Annotated in this window: 19 protein-coding genes and 1 riboswitch; of the genes, 15 read left to right on the top strand and 4 right to left on the bottom strand. The window is 43.3% G+C overall.

Features of this window, described 5'->3' with window-relative positions; genetic code table 11:
- Nucleotides 1-59 precede the first annotated feature (59 nt).
- Entirely contained in the window at nucleotides 60-665 is a 606-nt protein-coding gene (locus tag CES82_RS06165) for a sugar O-acetyltransferase (protein WP_098824539.1), read from the top strand.
- Between the two features lie 83 nt (nucleotides 666-748).
- Nucleotides 749-1,594 carry an aldo/keto reductase family protein gene (locus CES82_RS06160; RefSeq protein WP_098824537.1) on the top strand — a complete coding sequence of 282 codons (846 nt, stop codon included), beginning with the start codon at nucleotides 749-751 and terminating at the stop codon, nucleotides 1,592-1,594.
- Nucleotides 1,595-1,939: 345 nt separating this feature from the next.
- Here the strand turns inward: CES82_RS06160 and CES82_RS06155 are convergent, their stop codons facing one another.
- Nucleotides 1,940-3,166: an IS110 family RNA-guided transposase gene (locus CES82_RS06155; protein WP_098824535.1), complete on the bottom strand. Its 1,227-nt coding sequence runs from the start codon at nucleotides 3,164-3,166 to the stop codon at nucleotides 1,940-1,942.
- A gap of 334 nt (nucleotides 3,167-3,500) precedes the next feature.
- Between CES82_RS06155 and CES82_RS06150 the strand changes: the two genes are divergently transcribed.
- Nucleotides 3,501-4,817 carry an MFS transporter gene (locus CES82_RS06150; protein ID WP_098824533.1) on the top strand — a complete coding sequence of 439 codons (1,317 nt, stop codon included), beginning with the start codon at nucleotides 3,501-3,503 and terminating at the stop codon, nucleotides 4,815-4,817.
- A gap of 42 nt (nucleotides 4,818-4,859) precedes the next feature.
- On the opposite strand, the gene CES82_RS06145 is transcribed toward CES82_RS06150, so the two are convergent.
- The 3 genes from CES82_RS06145 to CES82_RS06135 form a co-directional block, all read right to left on the bottom strand.
- Nucleotides 4,860-5,294, bottom strand: a complete 435-nt coding sequence (locus CES82_RS06145; RefSeq protein WP_098824531.1) for a hypothetical protein — start codon at nucleotides 5,292-5,294, stop codon at nucleotides 4,860-4,862.
- Nucleotides 5,295-5,390: 96 nt separating this feature from the next.
- On the bottom strand, nucleotides 5,391-6,839 hold the full coding sequence (gene rlmD / locus CES82_RS06140; RefSeq protein WP_098824530.1) for a 23S rRNA (uracil(1939)-C(5))-methyltransferase RlmD: 1,449 nt from the start codon (nucleotides 6,837-6,839) through the stop codon (nucleotides 5,391-5,393).
- Between the two features lie 218 nt (nucleotides 6,840-7,057).
- Entirely contained in the window at nucleotides 7,058-8,062 is a 1,005-nt protein-coding gene (locus CES82_RS06135; RefSeq protein WP_098824528.1) for an aldose epimerase family protein, read from the bottom strand.
- Nucleotides 8,063-8,264: 202 nt separating this feature from the next.
- On the opposite strand from CES82_RS06135, the gene CES82_RS06130 reads away from it, so the two are divergent.
- The 12 genes from CES82_RS06130 (at nucleotide 8,265) to CES82_RS06075 (ending at nucleotide 19,788) form a co-directional block, all read left to right on the top strand.
- Complete coding sequence (locus tag CES82_RS06130) at nucleotides 8,265-8,513, top strand: hypothetical protein (RefSeq protein ID WP_098824526.1); 249 nt, start codon at nucleotides 8,265-8,267, stop codon at nucleotides 8,511-8,513.
- 420 nt (nucleotides 8,514-8,933) lie between these two features.
- The gene (locus CES82_RS06125) at nucleotides 8,934-9,599 is read left to right on the top strand and encodes a WxL domain-containing protein (protein ID WP_098824525.1); all 666 of its coding nucleotides are present in this window, start codon (nucleotides 8,934-8,936) and stop codon (nucleotides 9,597-9,599) included.
- A 1-nt stretch (nucleotide 9,600) separates the two neighbouring features.
- Entirely contained in the window at nucleotides 9,601-10,608 is a 1,008-nt protein-coding gene (locus CES82_RS06120; RefSeq protein ID WP_098824523.1) for a WxLIP family cell surface protein, read from the top strand.
- 106 nt (nucleotides 10,609-10,714) lie between these two features.
- Nucleotides 10,715-11,563 (top strand): aldo/keto reductase, encoded by an 849-nt coding sequence (locus CES82_RS06115; protein WP_098824521.1) that lies wholly within the window; start codon nucleotides 10,715-10,717, stop codon nucleotides 11,561-11,563.
- A 561-nt stretch (nucleotides 11,564-12,124) separates the two neighbouring features.
- Nucleotides 12,125-12,231: riboswitch (TPP riboswitch) on the top strand.
- Between the two features lie 96 nt (nucleotides 12,232-12,327).
- Entirely contained in the window at nucleotides 12,328-13,119 is a 792-nt protein-coding gene (gene thiM, locus CES82_RS06110; RefSeq protein ID WP_098824519.1) for a hydroxyethylthiazole kinase, read from the top strand.
- A gap of 17 nt (nucleotides 13,120-13,136) precedes the next feature.
- Nucleotides 13,137-13,961: a bifunctional hydroxymethylpyrimidine kinase/phosphomethylpyrimidine kinase gene (gene thiD / locus CES82_RS06105; RefSeq protein WP_098824518.1), complete on the top strand. Its 825-nt coding sequence runs from the start codon at nucleotides 13,137-13,139 to the stop codon at nucleotides 13,959-13,961.
- A complete protein-coding gene (gene thiE / locus CES82_RS06100) occupies nucleotides 13,958-14,596 on the top strand; it encodes a thiamine phosphate synthase (RefSeq protein ID WP_098824516.1) in 639 nt (212 codons plus the stop codon). The genes thiD and thiE overlap by 4 nt, the downstream gene beginning before the upstream one ends.
- A 185-nt stretch (nucleotides 14,597-14,781) precedes the next feature.
- Nucleotides 14,782-15,642 carry a hypothetical protein gene (locus CES82_RS06095; protein ID WP_098824514.1) on the top strand — a complete coding sequence of 287 codons (861 nt, stop codon included), beginning with the start codon at nucleotides 14,782-14,784 and terminating at the stop codon, nucleotides 15,640-15,642.
- Nucleotides 15,643-15,816: 174 nt separating this feature from the next.
- Entirely contained in the window at nucleotides 15,817-16,542 is a 726-nt protein-coding gene (locus CES82_RS06090) for a gamma-glutamyl-gamma-aminobutyrate hydrolase family protein (RefSeq protein ID WP_098824512.1), read from the top strand.
- 160 nt (nucleotides 16,543-16,702) lie between these two features.
- A complete protein-coding gene (locus CES82_RS06085; protein WP_089089220.1) occupies nucleotides 16,703-16,945 on the top strand; it encodes a type II toxin-antitoxin system prevent-host-death family antitoxin in 243 nt (80 codons plus the stop codon).
- 224 nt (nucleotides 16,946-17,169) lie between these two features.
- On the top strand, nucleotides 17,170-18,132 hold the full coding sequence (locus CES82_RS06080; protein ID WP_098824509.1) for a 2-hydroxyacid dehydrogenase family protein: 963 nt from the start codon (nucleotides 17,170-17,172) through the stop codon (nucleotides 18,130-18,132).
- 288 nt (nucleotides 18,133-18,420) lie between these two features.
- Nucleotides 18,421-19,788 (top strand): amino acid permease, encoded by a 1,368-nt coding sequence (locus tag CES82_RS06075; protein WP_098824507.1) that lies wholly within the window; start codon nucleotides 18,421-18,423, stop codon nucleotides 19,786-19,788.
- Nucleotides 19,789-19,810 lie beyond the last annotated feature (22 nt).

Raw genomic sequence — 19,810 nt, 5'->3', positions numbered from 1 at the left:
TTAAATCATAACGGGATTTTGCGATATAATGGGATTAAAACGAAACTGGGGAGATTTAAATGAATTTAGACGAAAAATTTGCTTATATGGCAACTGGTCAGCCGTACGATGATGTGGATCCGAAATTAATGAAGGTACGAGAAACGGCAACGGCAGTTACTCAGAAATTGAACGGGACAGTCGACCCGGATAAACGAAATGAACTATTCACGCAGTTAGTTGGACACGTGGGCGAAACACCATTTGTGGAACCTAATTTCAGATGTGAATTTGGCCGCAACATTAATATTGGCGATCATTTTTACGCCAACTATGATTGCGTGATGTTGGATGGCGCGCCCATTACGATTGGGTCACACGTTCTTTTTGGGCCTAAAGTGGGACTTTACACCAGTAATCATCTGTTTGACCCAGTTGAGCGACGAACGGGTGGCTGTATTGCTAAATCAATTACCATTGGCAATGATGTTTGGCTAGCAGCTAACGTCACGGTTTTACCGGGAGTTACCATTGGCAGTAACGTTATTATCGGTGCCGGCAGCGTTGTAACTAAGGATATTCCAGATAACGTGATTGCTGCGGGGAATCCTTGTCGGGTATTACGACAAATTACTGAGACGGATCGTACCGGATTTAACGGGCAAGATTTTTCAGCGGGTAAATGACTGACTGATAAGTGTTCTTGATTGCCTTCGACCTACTATAAGGTCATATAATATATTGGATAACTGGATAGGGAGGAATTCGAATGACTACAATTACAGATACGTTTGAATTAAGTAATGGTTTAAAAATGCCTAAAGTTGGTTTTGGTACTTGGCAGACCAAACCGGGAAAGGAAACTTTTGATGCCGTTAGCAATGCACTGAAAGCTGGTTACCGGTTTATTGATACTGCCAAGGCTTACCAAAACGAAAAGAGTGTTGGTGAAGCTATTGCGGCTAGTGATGTAGCGCGGGAGGACCTGTTTGTTCAGACCAAGTTGCCTGGAGAATCGAAGTCTTATGATCAAGCTATGGCTGACTTTGATAGCAGTTTAAAGGCGCTGGATCTTGATTACGTTGACTCTTACATCATTCACGCGCCATGGCCATGGGCACAGATGGGTACCAACCATGATGCTGAAAATCGCGATGTTTGGCGTGCAATGCAGGATATTTACAACAGCGGTCGGGCAAAATCGGTGGGTGTTTCAAACTTTAATACCCATGATTTGGAGAACCTGTTAACTTGGGACGGTTTGACGGTGACCCCTGCGGTAGATCAGATTCAGTACTACGTTGGATACACTCAAGATTCTATTGTAAAGACAGCTAAGGATAACGGGATTGTCATTCAGGCTTACTCACCATTAGCAACCGGTGATTTGGTAAATGATCCTGATTTAAAGCGGATTGCTGAATCTTATCAGGTCTCGGTACCACAGTTAGCTTTGCGTTTTGTGATTCAAAATGACATTGCACCGCTACCAAAAGCACGGTCAATGGCGCACGTGAAGGCCAATGCGGAGCTTGATTTTGAGATCAGCGATAAGGATATGGCGTTCTTGAATCAGGTCGCCGCAGTGGATCATATTCATCCGGTGGGGGATTAAAAACAGAGTGTGAACGCAAGCGATTAGAGAGTGGAGAATAAGGCATAAGCGACAGAAATCCCGGTTTTGGATTTTTGTTGCTTATGCCTTATTTGCAACTCTCTGCTTGCGTGAGCACGTTTCAAAAGAAGAGTGTGAAAACAAGCGTTTAGATAGCGGAGTGTAAGGCCCCTTTCTCATAAACCCATGGGCTTGGGGTTTGTGAGAAAGGGGCCTTACATGCAGCTGTCTGCTTGTTTGAGCACGTTTTTCTACCAAAAGACAACTCTTTTGACGATGTTTTCTAGGAAATTAGGGTACACTTAAATAGACCTACTGATTTTAGTATTTTTTCATGATAAAATACTATTGAATCAGTTGATTTTTATGGAACTTATATTGATATGATTCACCATATTTACACATTCCATATATCGTTCTCAGTAGGCGATGTATGCAAGCAATGGCAGTCTTCTTGGGTGAAGAAGACTGCTTTTTTGTTTGGTAATAATAGTAGTCAGCAATATGGCATTTTTTATGGGTCAGAGTACAAGTCTGAACTATTTGAAAGACACACTGATACAAAAGCTTGCGAGCAATCTTGTTGCCCCGTTTACTGATAGTATCTGAACCAGTAAATAGGCCCGATTCAAAGTGCCTAAGATCAATGCCGATAAAGGCATTGATCTGGTTAGTGTTATCAAATCGGCTAATATCGCCTATTTCAGCGATTATCCTGATAGCTGAGGTTTCAGCAATTCCTGGTATTGAGCAGAGATATTTGAAAGCCGGGAATGTACTACCGATTTCAATCATATTTTTGATGAGCTGTGCTTTAGTATCCATTACAGTTAAAATTTGATGGCCAAGCTGAATCAGATATTTTGAATTAGGCGCATCACTTATAACGCTGGGAACGGCTTTTACGGCGTAAGAATGGAGTAGCTTGGCATACTTACCCCAGTTGGTTCTAGGATGTTGTTTAGAAAGATGAACTTTCAGTTTTTCAGTTACTTGTTTAAGACTGGAACGTAAGACCCAGTCTGCGTGCGGGAAAATAATAAACAGCTCATAAAACAATGACTGGTCCTTAGATACCGGGAAGCCTTTGACGGGAAACGTCTGTTGTTGAATCTTATCAAAACGATTTTTAAAGATGACAATATTGCGATTCTCATTTTCATACCATCGATCTAATTGATAGAGCTTTTCATAGGCTTCATCACGTACATAGGATGGCTGGAAGCTATCACTGATAGCGATGCGAGCCAATTTGATTGCATCGACACGATCGGTCTTATTTTGTCGCAAACCCGTACTTAACTGCCTGGCAACCAGTGGATTGATGCATTCGAAGCTAAAATGTAGTTCATTTAGAAAACGAACCAATTTATTCGAGTAGATACCGGTTGCCTCGAAAACAATCTGAACGGCGTTCAATTGTTTACTTAAGATACGAAAAAGCTTTTTAAAGCCTTCTGCATTACTTTCCACTTGATCAGTACTCAATAACTCTGCATCAGTGTTTAAAATTGCGATGTCGAGTTTATAAGCACTGACATCGATGCCTACACCAACAATTTTATTAGTCATAAAACACCTCCATATAATTATTAGATACACAATCTGATTGTTTAATTTTCTAAACTCGACTTTTATTAGCCAATATACTTAGAACAAACTTTCAGATCTCATTTTTAGGGACGGCCCTTTTCAGCTAAGACAGTATTTGCCTAACGTGCTCGCGACCTTTTGTCCCATCCTTAATGTATCAAAAAAGGAGCCAAAATACCGTCGTATTTTGACTCTCTTATCTTAGTATATTTCAGAAGTGCTGGGTCACATGGCTTGGATGTGGACAAACCACATCATCTCAGACGAACTCTATCACGAACTAACCAATACAAAGTAAAGTCGGTGACCAACTGTGAATCAAACTTGGCAAACGAAGTGGCCGGAGCGCATCAGCTATGGGCTGAGCGACGCGGCTGACAACTTAGTCTTTCAGGTGATGACCACCTACCTACTGTTCTTTTACACGGATGTTTACGGTTTGACGCCCGGTGCGGTAGCGATTTTATTCATCGTGGCACGGGTGGCGGATGTGATTGAGAGTCCGCTGATTGGGCTAATGATCGATCATACCCATTCCCGGTATGGCAAGAGCCGGCCGTTCTTTTTGTGGTATGCCTTACCTTACGTATTATTTGCAGTGTTAACCTTTGTTACTCCAGATTTTTCTCATACGGGTAAATTAATTTGGGCCTATGTCACATACTTGGGGCTGGGTTTCTTCTACACGGCGGTGAACCTGCCCATCACGTCCATCCTGCCCACCATGTCACAAAACGAACGCGAACTGACACTGCTGGGAGTGATCCGGCAATTCTCTGGCAGTTCCGTGCAAATTATCGTGGCGGTTTTCACGTTGCCGTTAGTGGCGTTTTTCGGTCATGGTAATCAGCAACAGGGCTTTTTGCTGACGATGATGTTGTTTAGTGTGATTTCATTGATCCTCATTTGGAACACCTTTTTTCACGTCCGCGAACGGTTTACCAACAAGCAGATTGCTCACCAACCGGTTAAGCAAGTTCTGCCAATGATTTTAAAAAATCAACCTTGGATTCGTATTTCTATCGTAATCTTGCTATTTTGGCTAGTCACTGCTATTAAAAATCAAACGGCGATTTACTATTTCAAGTACACGCTGAATAAGGAATCGCTGGTACCACTGGCCAATAGTTTTACCTTAACCTCGTTAATTGGGGTGGTACTAATTATGCGATTATCCAGTTTACATGGGAATAAGAAAACCATGTTAACCGGTATCGTGACAGCGTTTGGCGGTCAGCTAGTGCTGGCAGCGGGGGTCTATTTGAACACGTTACCGATTTTATTCACCGGTGTAGTGATCAACGCCATTGGTCACGGCATGGTCGTTGGGCTAGTTTCCATCATGATTGCAGATACAATTCGTTATGGCGTCACCATGGGGATTCAGGCAGAAGGCATTCTGGCTGCTAGCGATAACTTTGGGGTAAACGTTGGCCTTGGAGTTGGCGGCTTGATTACAGCTGGGCTGTTCCAACTATCCGGCTATGCACCTGGACAGCGACAAAATACCGCCACGCTAACGATGATCAATTGGAATTATGTGTGGATTCCATTGGCTATTTACGGAGTTATGTTTGCGGTGCTATGGTTTTATGATGAGCAGACAATGCAAAAGGCGTTAAAAATATAGCAACAAAATAAGCGTGAAGCAATTTTTGCTTCACGCTTATTTTTAGTCTTTTTTGGTTTTTAAGTAGCCACTTTTAGTCAACAAATCTTTCGATCGCTGTGTTGCCGGCTTAAAACCACGATTGAACAAATGACGGAAGTACATCAGATTGTACAAGTAGCCCCAAACGAAGCTCAACACGAATTGGAGAACGCTGGTAACCGTACTAAAGGTTTGCATCGAAGAAAAGTGAATGGAATAAAGTCCTAAGACAATCCCAAGGTTCACACCAATCATACAAAGGAAATTGTACCAATCTCCCCGAAAGATGGGAACGAGGAAGGAGAAGAGAAAGGTCGTATACGAGAAACCGACTTTGCCGATTCGAATATCACCATTACCCTCTTTTACAACGGTAGCATAGTTAGGCGGCACTGGAATACCGTTTGGGCCTTCGTTATTGTCGCCGTTATCGCCGTTTCCAAATGGATTTTGCATTTAAACCCTCTTTTCTACACTGAATCTTTTAAAAGTCAAACTTGGTCAAACTGTTTATTTCACTATGATAAGCCTAAATGCAATTTTTGGCTACCGTTAAGCCCGAGTAAATTTCACAACGGCTTCGCAACGAGCCGTTTGTGGCATCATATCGACTGATTGAATGTAGTCCACGTGGTACTGATTGGTTAATTTCACTAAATCGCGTGCCAGAGTAGAGGGGTTGCAGGAAATGTAGACAAATTTTTTCGGTTTAGCACTTAAAATGGCGTTGATCAGACCGTCATCTAAGCCGGTACGTGGTGGATCAACGATGAGTGCATCCGGCCGGAAGCCTTCATTGAGCCACTTAGGAATGATCGTTTCAGCCGTGCCAGTTTCGTAATGCACGTTGTCGATGTTATTGATTCGAGCGTTTTCGTTAGCGTCATCTACAGCGTCAGCAATTACGTCCATCCCGCGCACTTCTTTAGCAGCGTGGGCAATGGATAAACCAATAGTACCTACACCAGAATAAGCATCAATCACAGTTTCGTTATCGGACAAGGCTAGTGCTTTCAACGCCTCGTCGTAGAGTCGCACGGTTTGGTAAGGATTCAACTGTAAGAAGGCCCGTGCGGATAAGTTGAACTGCAGGCCATTGAGGACCTCGCGAATTTGTGGTTTGCCAGCAAGTAACGTGGTTTTTTCACCCCAAATAAGCGAAGTTTTATCATTATTGATATTTTGCATGATGGAAACGACTTCTGGGAATTTCGTCAGCAGTTGGTCAACCATCTCAGCTTCTTGCGGGAAGGGAGCCTTAGCGGTGACGAAAACCACTTGGACTTCACCAGTTCCCTTAGCGACCCGAACAACCACTGTCCGAACCAGGCCGGTGCCGTGCTTTTCGTCGTAGGTGCTGACGTCCAGTTCTTCCATTAAATCAACGACGCCACGGATGACACGCATGGTGGCTGGCATCTGAACGGAACAGGTCTTTAGATCGACTAGATCGTGGCTACGTTCCCGGTAAAGACCGGCAATCACGTGGCCGTCTTCGTCCCGACGAACTTGGAACTGGGCCTTGTTGCGGTATTCATAGGGATTATCCATGCCAATAGTGGGCTTTAACTCGAAATTTCGATAACCCTTAGGCTGAAATTTTTCCAGTGACTGTAATACGACATCACGTTTAAAGTCTAATTGCGCTGGGTAAGCTAGATGTTCCAACTCAAAGCCACCAACTTCAGCGGCATAGTCGTCACGAGGGTTAACTCGATCTGGACTAGGAGTCTTGAGACGGTGAATCTTAGCCGTTAGAAATGAGGGCTTGATGCCAGTGACTTCGGCCACGATAACTTCGTTTGGCAGGGCGCCCTTAACGAAGACCAGCTTACGTTTGAAGTAGCCGATACCTTCGCCGTTGATGCCCAGACGCTTAATAGTCAGCGGAAAACGCTGACCAAGGGTGACCTGGACGCCAGTTTGCTGGTGCGGGCGAGGTTGATGATTATTATGATTGTTTGAATGATGATAACGGTGTTGCGGTTGATTTGTATTCAATGATTTTTATCCTATCTATATAGTGTCTAATGGTTTTGCGTCTTCGTCTTTCGTATTGTAGCGTAAAAGAGAGTGTGGCACAACTCGGTAGATTCCAGAATGTAACGTAAAAAAAGCCATTCCGACGTTTTTTGTCGGAGTGGCTCTTTTTACGTTACATGGCCGGAATCTGAGTTGTAAAACAGGTTTGGACCATATCAACGTATTAAAAAGAATGATTATTCTTCGTAATAGTGGTATTTAATCGTGTAAGACTTCAAATCGCCTGGGTGCAAAGTGATGTCACCGAAACCGGCATGGTTAGGGGCATCTGGCAATGTTTGAGCTTCAGTAGCCAAAGCATTGTATGGTTGACCGCCTTCGGGAAGGTTAGCGGTATAAACCACCAGTGCGTTACGGTCTGAGTAGATGGCGACGTGACGATTGCTTGATTTATCGCTCAAAACGGCGATTGGATCAGTATCGCTTGGGGTCACTTCATAAATATCATCGATTTCGTCCTTATCGTACTGTGACTTGATGTCTGCCAACGCACTAGGAATATCGCGAGGTGTGGAGAAGTCGTAGCCGGTACCAGCAAGTTTATTGAACTTACCAGTTGGGACTTTATCTGAAGCTAAGTCCAAACGACGAGTACTGTTGACCTTAAGTAGTTGATCATCCAAAGTCTTTTGACCATCAGTCAAATTCCAGTAGATGTGGCAAGTTGGGTTAAACAGTGTTGCGGCAGTTGAAGCCGCACTGAAGTTGATTGAGACCTCGTTATCATCATTAAAGGTGTAAGTGATGCGAGCATCTAGATCACCAGGGAAGTTGTCTTCTGAACTAGCGATGTTACGTGAGAAGGTAACGCTTGCGTCGTGATCACGGACGGACTGTTCAGCCTTCCAAACGAGGCTGGCAAAGCCGTGAGGACCACCATGCAAGGTATTGCCGTTTTCGTTGGCATCAAAGTGGTATTCTTTACCATCAATTGGTGCTTGAGCCTTAGTGATTCGGCCGGCGACCCGTCCAATGGACATTCCTAGACAGGATGCAGCAGGAGCTTCGTAATCAGAAAGTTTATCGAAATGAGCAATCAGTGGGTGATTGTTGACGTTATAGTTCGTCCAAGTTGCACCAAGTTCACTCACTTGGATGAAGTTACCAGCAGCATTTGTAATTGTGTAACGGTTAATGTTTTGACCGTCGTGTTGACCAAAAATATCGGATGTAATTTGCATCAAAAAATCCTCCTTGTGTAAACGCTTTATCAATTAGTATTATACGCTTTCTGGCCGGAAAATTTTAGTAAATATTTTTTGAAAACGAATGAAAGTGTCGTCTTAACCATTTCCCAACAATTTCTTCACAGTTTCGAGACATTTAGTTGGTATTCTTAATATTGTAATATCAAGGATGCAATTTTCGAAAGGATTGATAGAAATGTTACTTGATAATTCAGAAATCGAGACGATTGCCGTTCAGCTAGTTGACGTCAATGAGTCTCAAATGACCGCAAAAACCGAAAATAATGATTTAATTCAAATTAAACCCAGTGGTGTGACAAAAGAAGATAAGTCCTTCTGGCAAAGTATGAAAGATATCGCCAAGGCAAAGATCTGGCTGCCAGTAACTAAGGGCACGCACCAGTTACTACAATATGATTGGCTTAGTGCAACACCAAGTATTTAAATCTAGGATTTAGAGGCATAGCCCACCTTCAAGCATAGTTTGCTTGAAGGTGGGCTTTTTATTTTATTGATGATTTAAGATTCAAGTTTTTTAATCGATTTAAGAGATTGTTAATGTACCTCAATCAGACATCCTTTATAGGAAGAAATACAGGGTTAATAAAATGATGATTAAGAGCGCAATCCCTTGTTAGAGTAATAGCTTCGATATGCTCAATTGGTTACATGATACTAATTTTTTGTAAGTGTTAAATTTTATAATTAACGGGGGAAACTAACTCATGAAAGCCTTTTATTATAAGGATTTTATTGGAATAATATTATTGAACTATTATTGACTATTTTTATAAATGAGACTACATTGGGTACATGTGTCAATTGGAGATTCGGTTTGTTCGATTTAAAGGAGAACTTAATTTATATGATTAATTTAAAAAAGTTTAGTACGGTACTGATGAGTGCAGGAGTTCTGTTAGGTGTTTTGGCAGCGCCTGTTGTGGGGCATGCGGATACGAAAGATTCTACAGTGACAGCGAGTGTTTCACAAGATCCTAACCACGGATCACTCAGCTTGAAACAGGTACCAGAATTCACCTTTCAAACGCATATCGTTAACGATGGTAAGGCTGCTGGAACAGCTGATAAAGATTTAATTGTTGATGACGAAACTGCGTCTGCCTCTGGGTGGAATCTTTCAGCCCAGCTAAATTCTTTTAGTTCAGACAAGGAGAATTCGGCACTTAGTCCCAGTGGTGCTTATATGGGACTACTCCCTACTCTGGATAAGGGATCCAATGTGTCTAATTCAAAGGTCGGAGCTGAACCAGTGGTTAGAAATGATGGACCAACTTTGAGCGCAGGTGCCAAAGATGCAACTAATATTGCTTCTGCTGAGAATGCTGAACAACATAAAAATGCTGATGGAACTGCTGATGGTATTGGCGAAGGTATCGGTCAGTGGAATATTGCTTTTAATCCAACACTGAATGCTACGTTCCCAATGGTTGCTACAAGTTACAGTACTACCATAACTTGGACATTAACTTCAGGGCCAACTTCAGATGTAGCTGCAACCCCAACCAAGTAATATGAAAAAAGTACTAAAGCTAGTTCTCATTGTATTAATGTTTGCTGCAGGTGTTTTCAGTTTTGACACTATCACAGCAAAAGCTGCAGTTAATGATTTTCAGGTGAAAGCAATTTTGCCATCTAACAACAATCCTCAATCGAGTTATTTTGATTTAAAAGTAAAGCCGAATGCTGAACAGACTTTGCGTATACGGATAACTAACAATAGCAGTAAACGACAATTGTTTAATGTGAAGCCCAATAACGCAACGACCAATTCGAACGGGGTTATTGATTACTCCCTGCAGGCGAAAAAAGATGCGTCAGCTACTACGTCATTTTCTGACATGTTAGGTGATCAAACAGGTAAACAGGTTTCGGTTGCTGGTAAGAGCAGTGCTACAGTTTCATTCAAATTGAGAACACCAAAGCAGTCTTTTGATGGAACAGTTCTGGGTGGGTTTATCATTTATTCGGCAAGCGCTGCTGAGCAGGCTCAAAAGAGTAAGCAAAGTAGCAATTTAGCGCACTACGTTATTGCAGCTCGGTTAGTAGAATCTACTAAACAGATCACACCAGACTTGGTTTACCACGGTACCAAATACGTGGGGACTAATGGTTTACCAAGAATTCAGGTTAATTTACAGAATACCCAACCAACCATTATTGGCGATGTTCATTTTAAAGCCACTGTCACTGGAGAAGGCAATAAGAAGGTTGCTAAAGTTGATCAGAAAATGTTGAACTTTGCACCTAACTCTAGTTTCGGCTACCAACTACCAACTTTGAACAACCAAAAGCTTAAATCTGGTCAGTATCGTCTTAACATGACGGTTAAAGGTGATAATGGTTCATGGAAATTTGATAAATTATTCACGGTGACCGACAAAGATGGCAAAGCAGCTAAGATTGCCAAACCTGGCATTAACTGGAAGCAGATTATCATGTGGATCATCGAAGGTCTCGCAGTTCTAATCGTGCTGGGCTACATCATTAATAAATTCCGTAAGTGGATGAAGAAAGATTAACCAAGTTACGTAAGCCTAATCGCTTGCGTCCAGCTTAAAAAAAACGGTAAACTCAAAGTTGTTAAGACTTGAGTTTACCGTTTTTTACTATAAAGGAGGACTTGGTATGGCTCTCACAGATACTTATACACTCAGCAACGGGACTAAGATTCCGGTTATTGGACTTGGCACTTGGCAGACGCCAGATGGCGATGTTGCTTATCAATCAGTATTAGATGCCTTGAAAGCAGGCTACCGTCATATTGATACGGCTGCCGCTTATGGTAACGAAGAAAGCGTCGGTCGGGCAATCCACGATTCTGGTGTGAAACGTGAAGATTTATTTGTGACCACGAAGTTATGGAATGCCGATCACGGTTATGAAAAAACGAAACAGGCAATTGGAACCTCTCTATCAAAATTAGGTTTAGAGTACGTTGATCTTTACTTGATTCACTGGCCAAATCCAGTTGCTTTTCGTGATAACTGGGAAGAAGCTAATGCTGAAACTTGGAAAGCCATGGAAGAAGCTTACGAGGAAGGTTTAGTGAAGGCTATCGGAGTTTCAAACTTCCGCCCAAAGCATCTGGATGCCTTGTTGAAGACTGCTAAGATTGCGCCAATGGTTAACCAGATTTTCTTGAATCCATCCGATTTGCAACCAAACGTTGTGGAATATAACAACGCACACGATATTTTATCAGAGGCTTACAGTCCATTTGGAACTGGTAAAATTTTCCAGATTGATGGGTTAAAAGACATTGCCGAAAAGTACAATAAGTCTGTACCGCAACTAGTTCTGCGCTGGCACTTGCAGCATGGGTTCCTGCCACTGCCAAAGTCTGTACACGCTGAATATATTAAGGCGAATACTGACATCTTTGATTTTGAAATTAGTGAAGATGACATGAAGAAGATTGACGGGTTCCAGGGTGCTGCCGGGTTGGCGACGGATCCGGATACGACGTCGTTTTAAATTGAATTTGGGAGTCTAGCCTTTTGGGTTGGGCTCTTTTCTTTTATGTTGATTAGTCGGGTTCCAGCAAGCAGAGAGCTGCATGTAAGGGACAGCCACCTAAAATCCAAGTTCGGGATTTTTGGCGCCCGTCCCTTACACTCCGCTCCCTAAGCGCTTGCTTCCACACCCTGATTTAGTTGGGTTTCAGCAAGCAGAGAGCTGCATGTAAGGGACAGCCACCTAAAATCCAAGTTCGGGATTTTTGGCGCCCGTCCCTTACACTCCGCTCTCTAAGCGCTTGCTTCCACACCCTGGTTTAGTTGGGCTCCAGCAAGCAGAGACTTGCGTCTAAGTCACTTCCGGCATAAATCCAAGCCCGGGATTTTTGCCGAAAGCGTCTTAGTCTCCAGTCTCTAGTCGCTTGCTTTCACACCCTGGTTTAGTTGGGTTTCAGCAAGCAGAGAGCTACATGTAACCACGTGCCAACCAAAATCCAAGCCCGGGATTTTCGTTGCCCCGCAGTTACACTCCGCTCCCTAAGCGCTTGCTTCCACACCCTTTTTCTTTTACAATTAACCCAAACAACACGAGGGGTGTCCCATTCTTTTTTGGGGCTGAGATGTGCTTGCACTATCCCTTTGAACCTGTAAGTTCAGACTTGCGAAGGAACGTGTTCAATTCGGACCAGTTTTACTGGTGAAGAGTCGAGCTAACGTTTTGATTAGCTCGGCTTTTTTCGGTATCTGACTGTTGTTTGTACTAAAATTTTGGGAGGATTTTCCATGAAAATCGATTTGCTGAATCAGATTCGCGAGACCAATCCCGTTGTCCTTAACATTTCAAATTTTGTCACCGTTCAGGATGTGGCTAATGGTATTAATGCTATTGGTGCGTCACCCATCATGTCCGAAGAAATTGCTGAAACCGATGAAATGGTGGGTATCAGCAATGCTGTTGCGTTGAACCTTGGTGCCTTTTCTAAACCGCAAGTGGACCACATTCTTGCTATGGGCAAAGCGGCTAACGCTCAGCACAAGCCTTTGGTCATTGATCCAGTGGCAGTTGGTGCCATCAGTTATCGCAAGAAAGTTGCGCTAGATTTGATGAGTCAGTTCCAAGTGGATGTTATTCGTGGTAATGCTGGTGAAATTGCCGCTCTGGCTGACGTTGCCTGGGACGCGAAGGGCATCGATGCCGGTTCCGGCAATCAAGACGTGGTGGAAATCGCTAAAGCTGCTGCTAAGAAGCAAAACTGCGTGGTGATCCTTAGTGGCGCCACTGACATTATTACCGATGGCGAACACGTTGCCAAGGTATTTAACGGCACACCGCTATTCCAGTTACACGTTGGTTCTGGTGACATGCTTAGCAGTATTGTGGGTGCCTTTTGTGCGGTCAGTGATGGTGACTATTTTGAAGCGGCTCAAACGGCTTGCTTAGTCTTTGCCTCAATCGGTCAGATCGTTGCTGATCAGTTGAAAGAAGAACGTCCAGGTACTTTCTCAGCTCGTTTGATGGATGAATTGCATTTAGCAACTGTTGCCGATATTGAAAAGATTGCTCAATTTGACTGAAAGGTGTGACATTTAAGATGGCTGAGGAAGTTAATTCATTTCCACAAACATTAACGATTGCGGGGACTGACTCCGGTGGTGGCGCTGGAGTCATGGCCGATATCAAGACCATGCAGGAACGCCACGTTTTCAGTGCCGCAGTGATTGTAGCCGTTACAGCACAAAATACCATTGGCGTGCAAGATTTCGCTGCATTATCTAAAAAATTAATCGATGAACAGTTCGCGTCAGTGGCTGGTGATTTAAAAATCAAAGCCTGCAAGACAGGCATGCTGGCGGATGCGGAACACGTGGAAATCGTAGTTGAGAATCTGAAAAAATATGACTTGGGGCCGCTGATCGTGGATCCCGTCATGATTGCTAAAGGTGGGGCACCATTATTGGCTGATGATGCGATTGATACCGTTAAACGTGATTTGCTACCATTAGCAACCGTCGTCACACCCAATTTGCCAGAAGCGGAACGGCTAACTGATATGACGATTAAGACACCCGAAGATATGCAGGCAGCTGCTAAAAAGATTCGTGCAACGGGCGTTAAAAACGTCATGATCAAGGGTGGTCACGGGGACACCGATAAAGTGACTGATTATGTTCTACTGGAAAATGGTAAAGAATTCTGGCTCAGCGCACCTCGAGTTGACACCGTTCGGACTCATGGTACTGGCGATACGCTGTCTAGTGCCATGACGGCGGAGATTGCTAAGGGCCATGACATTGAATCGGCTATTCGGGTGGCGAAGGACTTCGTTGAAGCAGCCATTCGTAACACCATCCAAGTCGGTCACGGCCACGGTCCACTAAATCACTGGGCTTACGGAGAGGAGCGTCCGGGCAAATGAAATTCAAACCAGAAATGTTAAAGGCTTACTTCGTCTGCGGATCTCAAGATGTGCCTGAAGGCCAGTATGAAACGATTGTAGAACAGGCAATTAAAGCGGGTATTACAGCTTTTCAATTTCGTGATAAGGGCAACGCTTCAACCTTGTCGCCAATTGACCGCGCTGCAATGGCCATGAAACTACGTGGTCGTTGTGCCGAAGCCGGGATTCCGTTTATCGTGGATGATAACGTTGAGTTGGCTAAGCAGGTCAATGCTGATGGGATTCACGTGGGCCAATCCGATGAAAAGATTCAGCAGGTTATTGCAGAAGTTGGTGATCAGATGATTGTCGGTCTATCTTGCTCAAATGCTGAAGAGGTTGAGGCCGCCAATGCCATTGACGGTATCGACTATTATGGCAGTGGTCCGATTCATCCAACGGGGTCGAAAGCAGACGCTGATCCCGTGATTGGGTTTGATGGACTGAAGCAATTAGTTAGTTTGACTGACCGGCCAATCGTTGCCATTGGGGGCATTAGCGTTAACGACCTCAGTGACGTGATCAGCACAGGTGCAGCTGGCTCAGCTGTTATTTCAATGATTGCTCAAAGTGATGATATTGACGGTGTTGTGAAAGCGATGCTGGAAGCTTAAAACGTGATATTTAAATAGATAATATCCTATTTGCATTTTTGATGTATATCCTATCAGTCAATATATAATTACACTACTGTTAGTAAAGCATGATTACATTCCAATAAATTGTGTATTTCTTTTTGTCCCTTATAATACTATAATCAAGTCGAATCTAATTACTATTATGAGGGGAGTCATTTTCAATGACAAAGAATGTTTGGAAAAAAGCTGCAACAGTTGTGTTAGGGGCAACATTAGTTGGCGGTGTGTTTGTGGAAATTCCTAATGCTGTGACAACGACACAGGCTCAAGCATCGTCAGAAATTCCGTATTCACAATATCAAAGTGATATCAGTGGTGTGAAGGGTGCCTTGGGGAAGGCTTCAACGGATGTTCAAGGCGATGTTACTAACGATTTTCCAGATCCTAACGATCAAGATGCTTATTTGGAGAATGGCAGTTTTGACGTTTACTTGAATAATCTTGGTTTTGATATTGAGCTTGATACAGATACTAAGGAACAGGCGATTGAAAATCTTAGTGCCCTTGTCGCTACCTACAATGTTTTCAAGAATAGACTTTCCGTGGGTGAACAGAGTCAACTGGAGTCTATGGCTAATAAAATCAATGGAGAAATAGCAAATTACGATGGTATAATTGCCAATATTACTGTAAATTTAGAGGGCTATGCTGATGCATTAGACAGTGCCGTATTGAATTACGGTAATAATTTTGGTGGGGTTGCTTCCAAACCAAAGACCGTCACTAGGAAGATAACTACCAGAAAAGCCCCTGCTAAAAAGAGCTACATCTCCAAACTATCCGTTAAAAAAGTCTCAAAAAAGTATGTTAAAGTCACTGGTTCAGCTAAACTTTATAAGTCAGCTAAGTACGTTCGCGTTAATACCTACAAGGGTAATAAATATGCTAAGTTAAGCAGTAAGCACAACTTTAGCAAGTCGGTATACGCACCAAAGGCTAAAACAGTGAAGGTAACTGTTGGTAATTATAGTCATGGTCATTTTAGTTCTGTTACTAGCACCAAAACAGTGCACGTTAAGTAATTTAAATTGCATATAGGTTCGCTCAATCGGATTTGGTTGAGCACGTTCAAAAGGGTGACTTGAAAAAGCCGCCCTTTTTTGACTGCCTAATATAAATCACCACCACATTTATGATTGACAACATAGCTCGTTGGTCTTAAGCTATCCTCAACAAAATGAGTTAGGGGTGTCGACATGGCAAAACCAATCATTGGTATTCCGGCTGAACGACGGCTGGTTGGCGATTCGTATCGCAATACTGTTAATCAAAATGAGGTGGTCGCAGTTGTGAAAGCTGGCGGTGTACCCGTAATAATTCCAACTCGGGAACCAGATTTGGCAGCTGAATATAGTGAACTGATTGATGGCCTATTGCTACCAGGCGGGCCGGATGTGGCACCTCGTTTCTTCGGTGAAGAACCAATACCGCAGATGGATGAAGCTGATGATCTTTTGGATGCGACTGAAATTACACTGACTAATTTAGCAGTCGCTGCTAGAAAACCAATTTTAGGTATTTGCCGTGGCGCGCAAGTCGTTAACATTGCATTAGGTGGTGACATCTATCAGGATATTGCCACGCAAATTGATCATCAAACTTATCAGCACCATCAAACGGCACCGTCTGATCAGGGTTCGCACTATGTCGATATTGCTGAGGGGTCGATGTTGCAGACCATTTTCCACGGCCAGTCGCGTGTGCTAGTCAATAGTTTTCACCATCAATCAGTTCGGAAGTTAGCACCACAGCTAAAAGTCACTGCGACTGCTGGTGATGGTGTTATTGAAGCCGTTGAAAGTAAGGATAACGATTTAATTTTAGCGGTTCAATGGCACCCAGAGCTACTGTATAAAGTAAATGCAGATGAATTTGCAATTATTGAAGCCTTTGTTAATCGGTCAAAAAAAGTATCAGAATAGTGAAGCAGCTTGGAGTTGATTCCAGGCTGTTTTTTAATTTTTTCTTGTTGGATTGCGTAGTTAATAGAACAACCTTAGTTAACGGTCATTATTATGGGATTAATTGTTCGAACAATTAATCCCATAATGATATACTAACCCTTAGAAAGGACTGAGTACTATGGTAAATATCATGCCGGTTTCAGAGTTGAAAAATTACGGTAAAGTGTTAGATACAGTAGAGCCAGATAACCCCGTTTTTTTGACTAAAAATGGTTACGGCAAGTATGTTGTCATTGATTTGGCTGATTACGAAGCTTTTGAGAAATTCAAGAAAAGTAAGCAATTGGCTCAAATTTTAAAACAGGCCGAAAAAAGTGGCACTCGGCCTCTGGATGAGGTTGCTGCGGAATTGCTGAAGTAGTTGACCTATCAGTTAGTGATTATAAATGACGCGACATTAGATTTGTGTTTAATACAAGAATACTTAACTAAGCGTTGGAAGAATGACTGTGCATGGAAATCGCACAGTCTTTTAATTTTCTGCACATTAAAAATATCTAATCGTTATATCGTTTCACAAAATTGCACTTTACGCGGTTTTGGTAGATAATGAAAGCGGTAACAAAATAACAGGAGGCCTTGATTATGAGTAAAGTCTATTTATCAGCTCAATTACCAGAAGTGGCAACTCAACAACTGAAAAGCGCTGGGTTGGATGTCAGTGTTTACGAGGGCGACGGTTTGATCTCACACGACGAATTACTGAAAAACGTCAGTGATATCGATTTCTTGATCACGCCATTGTCAACTAAAGTAGATAAAGAAATCATTGATGCCGCACCGAAGCTGAAGCTGATTGCTAACTTTGGGGCAGGTTTCAATAACATTGATACCGCTTATGCCAAAGAGAAGGGTATTCCAGTGACGAACACACCAGCAGTTTCGACTAACGCTGTTGCTGAAGTCACTATTGGCCTGATGCTAGCATTGAGCCACCGAGTTGTTGAAGGTGATCAAAAGATGCGTAATGAAGGCTTCCCTGGCTGGGCACCACTGTACTTCTTGGGTCATGAAATTGCCGGGAAGACACTGGGTATCTTCGGACTTGGTAACATTGGGAGTGATGTTGCGCGGAAGGCTAATGCACTGGGCATGAACGTTCAGTACTACAAGCCAAACCGTCTGTCAGATCCAGAAGAGCGCTCCATGAAGGTCACTTACAAGCCTTTGGATGAATTGATTAAGACCAGTGACTTTATCACCATCAATGCACCTCAAACACCTGATACACTGCACAAATTTGATGCGGCTGCTTTCAAGGCAATGAAGAAGACGGCTTATATCGTTAACGTTGGTCGTGGGCCAATCGTTGACGAAGCAGCTTTACTAGATGCTTTGAAGTCCGGCGAAATTGCTGGTGCTGCTTTGGATGTTTACGAAAAAGAGCCAAAGGTTGATGACGGCTTCAAGACATTGAAGAACGTTATCCTGACACCTCATGTCGGGAACGCAACCGTTGAAGCACGTGACGCCATGGCTAACATTGTAGCTGGAAACGTTGTACTGGTTGACAGTGGTAAGGATGCTAAATTCGTGGTCAATAAATAAATTCCCTCGACACTCCTCGCTTGAACACGCTTACCAAGAAAAAAGCCTTGTATTTTGACCAAATTAAAGTACAATGAGAATATAATAATACTTCACAGAGAGCTGGGGAAGGCTGGAAACCGGCAGTATTACAATGGCAGAAACACTTGGTTGCGCAACCAATATCAGCGATTAGAGGCAGTTCAATAGGAACTGTGAACTTGGGTGGAACAGCGTTACGACGCCCCTTGGTACTCAGATAGTGAGTGCTAAGGGGCGTCGTTTTTGCGTTCAGAAGAGGAGTTTGTTATGAAAAATAAGGATCAAAATTTATCACGCTCGTTGCAAAGCAGGCATATTCAAATGATTGCCATCGGTGGCGCGATTGGAACCGGGCTGTTTCTGGGATCAGGGAGTGCCATTCACACGTCTGGGCCATCCATTATTCTGGCGTACTTGATTGTCGGTCTGTTCTGTTTCTTTATGATGCGGGCCATTGGTGAACTGTTAATGTCCGATACCAGCAAACACTCCTTCTTGGACTTCGTTAGTCAGTATCTGGGTGATCGGATGGAATTCGTCACTGGCTGGCTGTACTGGTTTTGCTGGATCAGTTTGGCCATGGCAGATTTGACCGCTACTGGGATCTACATTAAGTTCTGGTTTCCATCGGTACCGCAATGGATAGCGCCGTTTGTGATCCTTATCTTCCTGTACTTCACTAACCGAATCAACGTGAAGGCTTTTGGGGAAATGGAATCTTGGTTCTCCATGATTAAAGTGGCCGCCATTATTGTGTTGGTCGTTGTGGGGTTCGCACTAGCAATCCTGCACACTAAAGTGGATGGTCAGACGGCTTCGTTCAGTAACTTAGTCAGTCACGGAGGCTTCTTTCCAACGGGTGGTTACGGCTTCCTGATGGCGTTTCAAATGGTGGTCTTCGCCTTTGTTGGGATTGAAATGGTGGGGCTGACCGCTGGTGAAACCAATGATCCAGTGGCTAACCTACCGAAAGCCATCAACAGTTTGCCAATCAGAATTGGGTTGTTCTACGTAGGGTCTATGATTGCTATTATGAGTGTTTATCCTTGGAACAAAATCACCACAACTGCCAGTCCCTTCGTGCAGGTGTTCTCTGGAATTGGGATCGCTGGTGCTGCCGGCATTCTCAACTTCGTGGTTCTAACTGCAGCATTATCGGCCACCAACAGTTGTTTATTTAGTACTAGCCGGACGCTACACGCTCTTAGTTGGGGTGGTAATGCGCCAAAAGGGCTGGCAAAGCTCAATAAGAGCGGCGTGCCAACTAATTCATTGAACTTTTCGGCTTTAGTACTCTTAATCATTGTTGTGCTGAACTACTTGATGCCGGCCAGCGTATTTACAATGATTTCTGGTGTTTCCACCATTAACTTCGTACTGGTTTGGGTGATTTTGATCTGGTGCCATATTCGTTATCGGCGCGTCCATCCCGAAGGCGCGCAAACTTTCCGGATGCCAGGTTACCCCTTTACGGACTGGATCAGCCTTGTGTTCTTTGTGGGTGTGTTAATTTTCTTACTGATCAACGGTTCCACACGAATTTCCATGATTATTTCGATGGCAGTCTTCTTAGTAATGTTGGGTGTTTACGAGCTGATTTACCGACCAAAACGTCAGGTTCATGCTTCCAAGTAGTTGCAAGTATCACGAAAAAATG

Source organism: Secundilactobacillus silagincola (genome assembly GCF_002583405.1).
Taxonomy (GTDB): domain Bacteria; phylum Bacillota; class Bacilli; order Lactobacillales; family Lactobacillaceae; genus Secundilactobacillus; species Secundilactobacillus silagincola.
This window is presented reverse-complemented; position numbering and strand designations above follow the sequence as displayed.

Coding starts and splice junctions, on each gene's coding strand:
- thiM (WP_098824519.1), top strand. CDS start 12,328: ATGAAAATCGATTTGCTGAATCAGATTCGCGAGACCAATCCCGTTGTC.
- CES82_RS06125 (WP_098824525.1), top strand. CDS start 8,934: ATGATTAATTTAAAAAAGTTTAGTACGGTACTGATGAGTGCAGGAGTT.
- CES82_RS06135 (WP_098824528.1), bottom strand. CDS start 8,062: ATGCAAATTACATCCGATATTTTTGGTCAACACGACGGTCAAAACATT.
- thiE (WP_098824516.1), top strand. CDS start 13,958: ATGAAATTCAAACCAGAAATGTTAAAGGCTTACTTCGTCTGCGGATCT.
- thiD (WP_098824518.1), top strand. CDS start 13,137: ATGGCTGAGGAAGTTAATTCATTTCCACAAACATTAACGATTGCGGGG.
- CES82_RS06115 (WP_098824521.1), top strand. CDS start 10,715: ATGGCTCTCACAGATACTTATACACTCAGCAACGGGACTAAGATTCCG.
- CES82_RS06090 (WP_098824512.1), top strand. CDS start 15,817: ATGGCAAAACCAATCATTGGTATTCCGGCTGAACGACGGCTGGTTGGC.
- CES82_RS06165 (WP_098824539.1), top strand. CDS start 60: ATGAATTTAGACGAAAAATTTGCTTATATGGCAACTGGTCAGCCGTAC.
- CES82_RS06095 (WP_098824514.1), top strand. CDS start 14,782: ATGACAAAGAATGTTTGGAAAAAAGCTGCAACAGTTGTGTTAGGGGCA.
- CES82_RS06085 (WP_089089220.1), top strand. CDS start 16,703: ATGGTAAATATCATGCCGGTTTCAGAGTTGAAAAATTACGGTAAAGTG.
- CES82_RS06130 (WP_098824526.1), top strand. CDS start 8,265: ATGTTACTTGATAATTCAGAAATCGAGACGATTGCCGTTCAGCTAGTT.
- CES82_RS06075 (WP_098824507.1), top strand. CDS start 18,421: ATGAAAAATAAGGATCAAAATTTATCACGCTCGTTGCAAAGCAGGCAT.
- CES82_RS06160 (WP_098824537.1), top strand. CDS start 749: ATGACTACAATTACAGATACGTTTGAATTAAGTAATGGTTTAAAAATG.
- CES82_RS06145 (WP_098824531.1), bottom strand. CDS start 5,294: ATGCAAAATCCATTTGGAAACGGCGATAACGGCGACAATAACGAAGGC.
- CES82_RS06080 (WP_098824509.1), top strand. CDS start 17,170: ATGAGTAAAGTCTATTTATCAGCTCAATTACCAGAAGTGGCAACTCAA.
- CES82_RS06155 (WP_098824535.1), bottom strand. CDS start 3,166: ATGACTAATAAAATTGTTGGTGTAGGCATCGATGTCAGTGCTTATAAA.
- CES82_RS06120 (WP_098824523.1), top strand. CDS start 9,601: ATGAAAAAAGTACTAAAGCTAGTTCTCATTGTATTAATGTTTGCTGCA.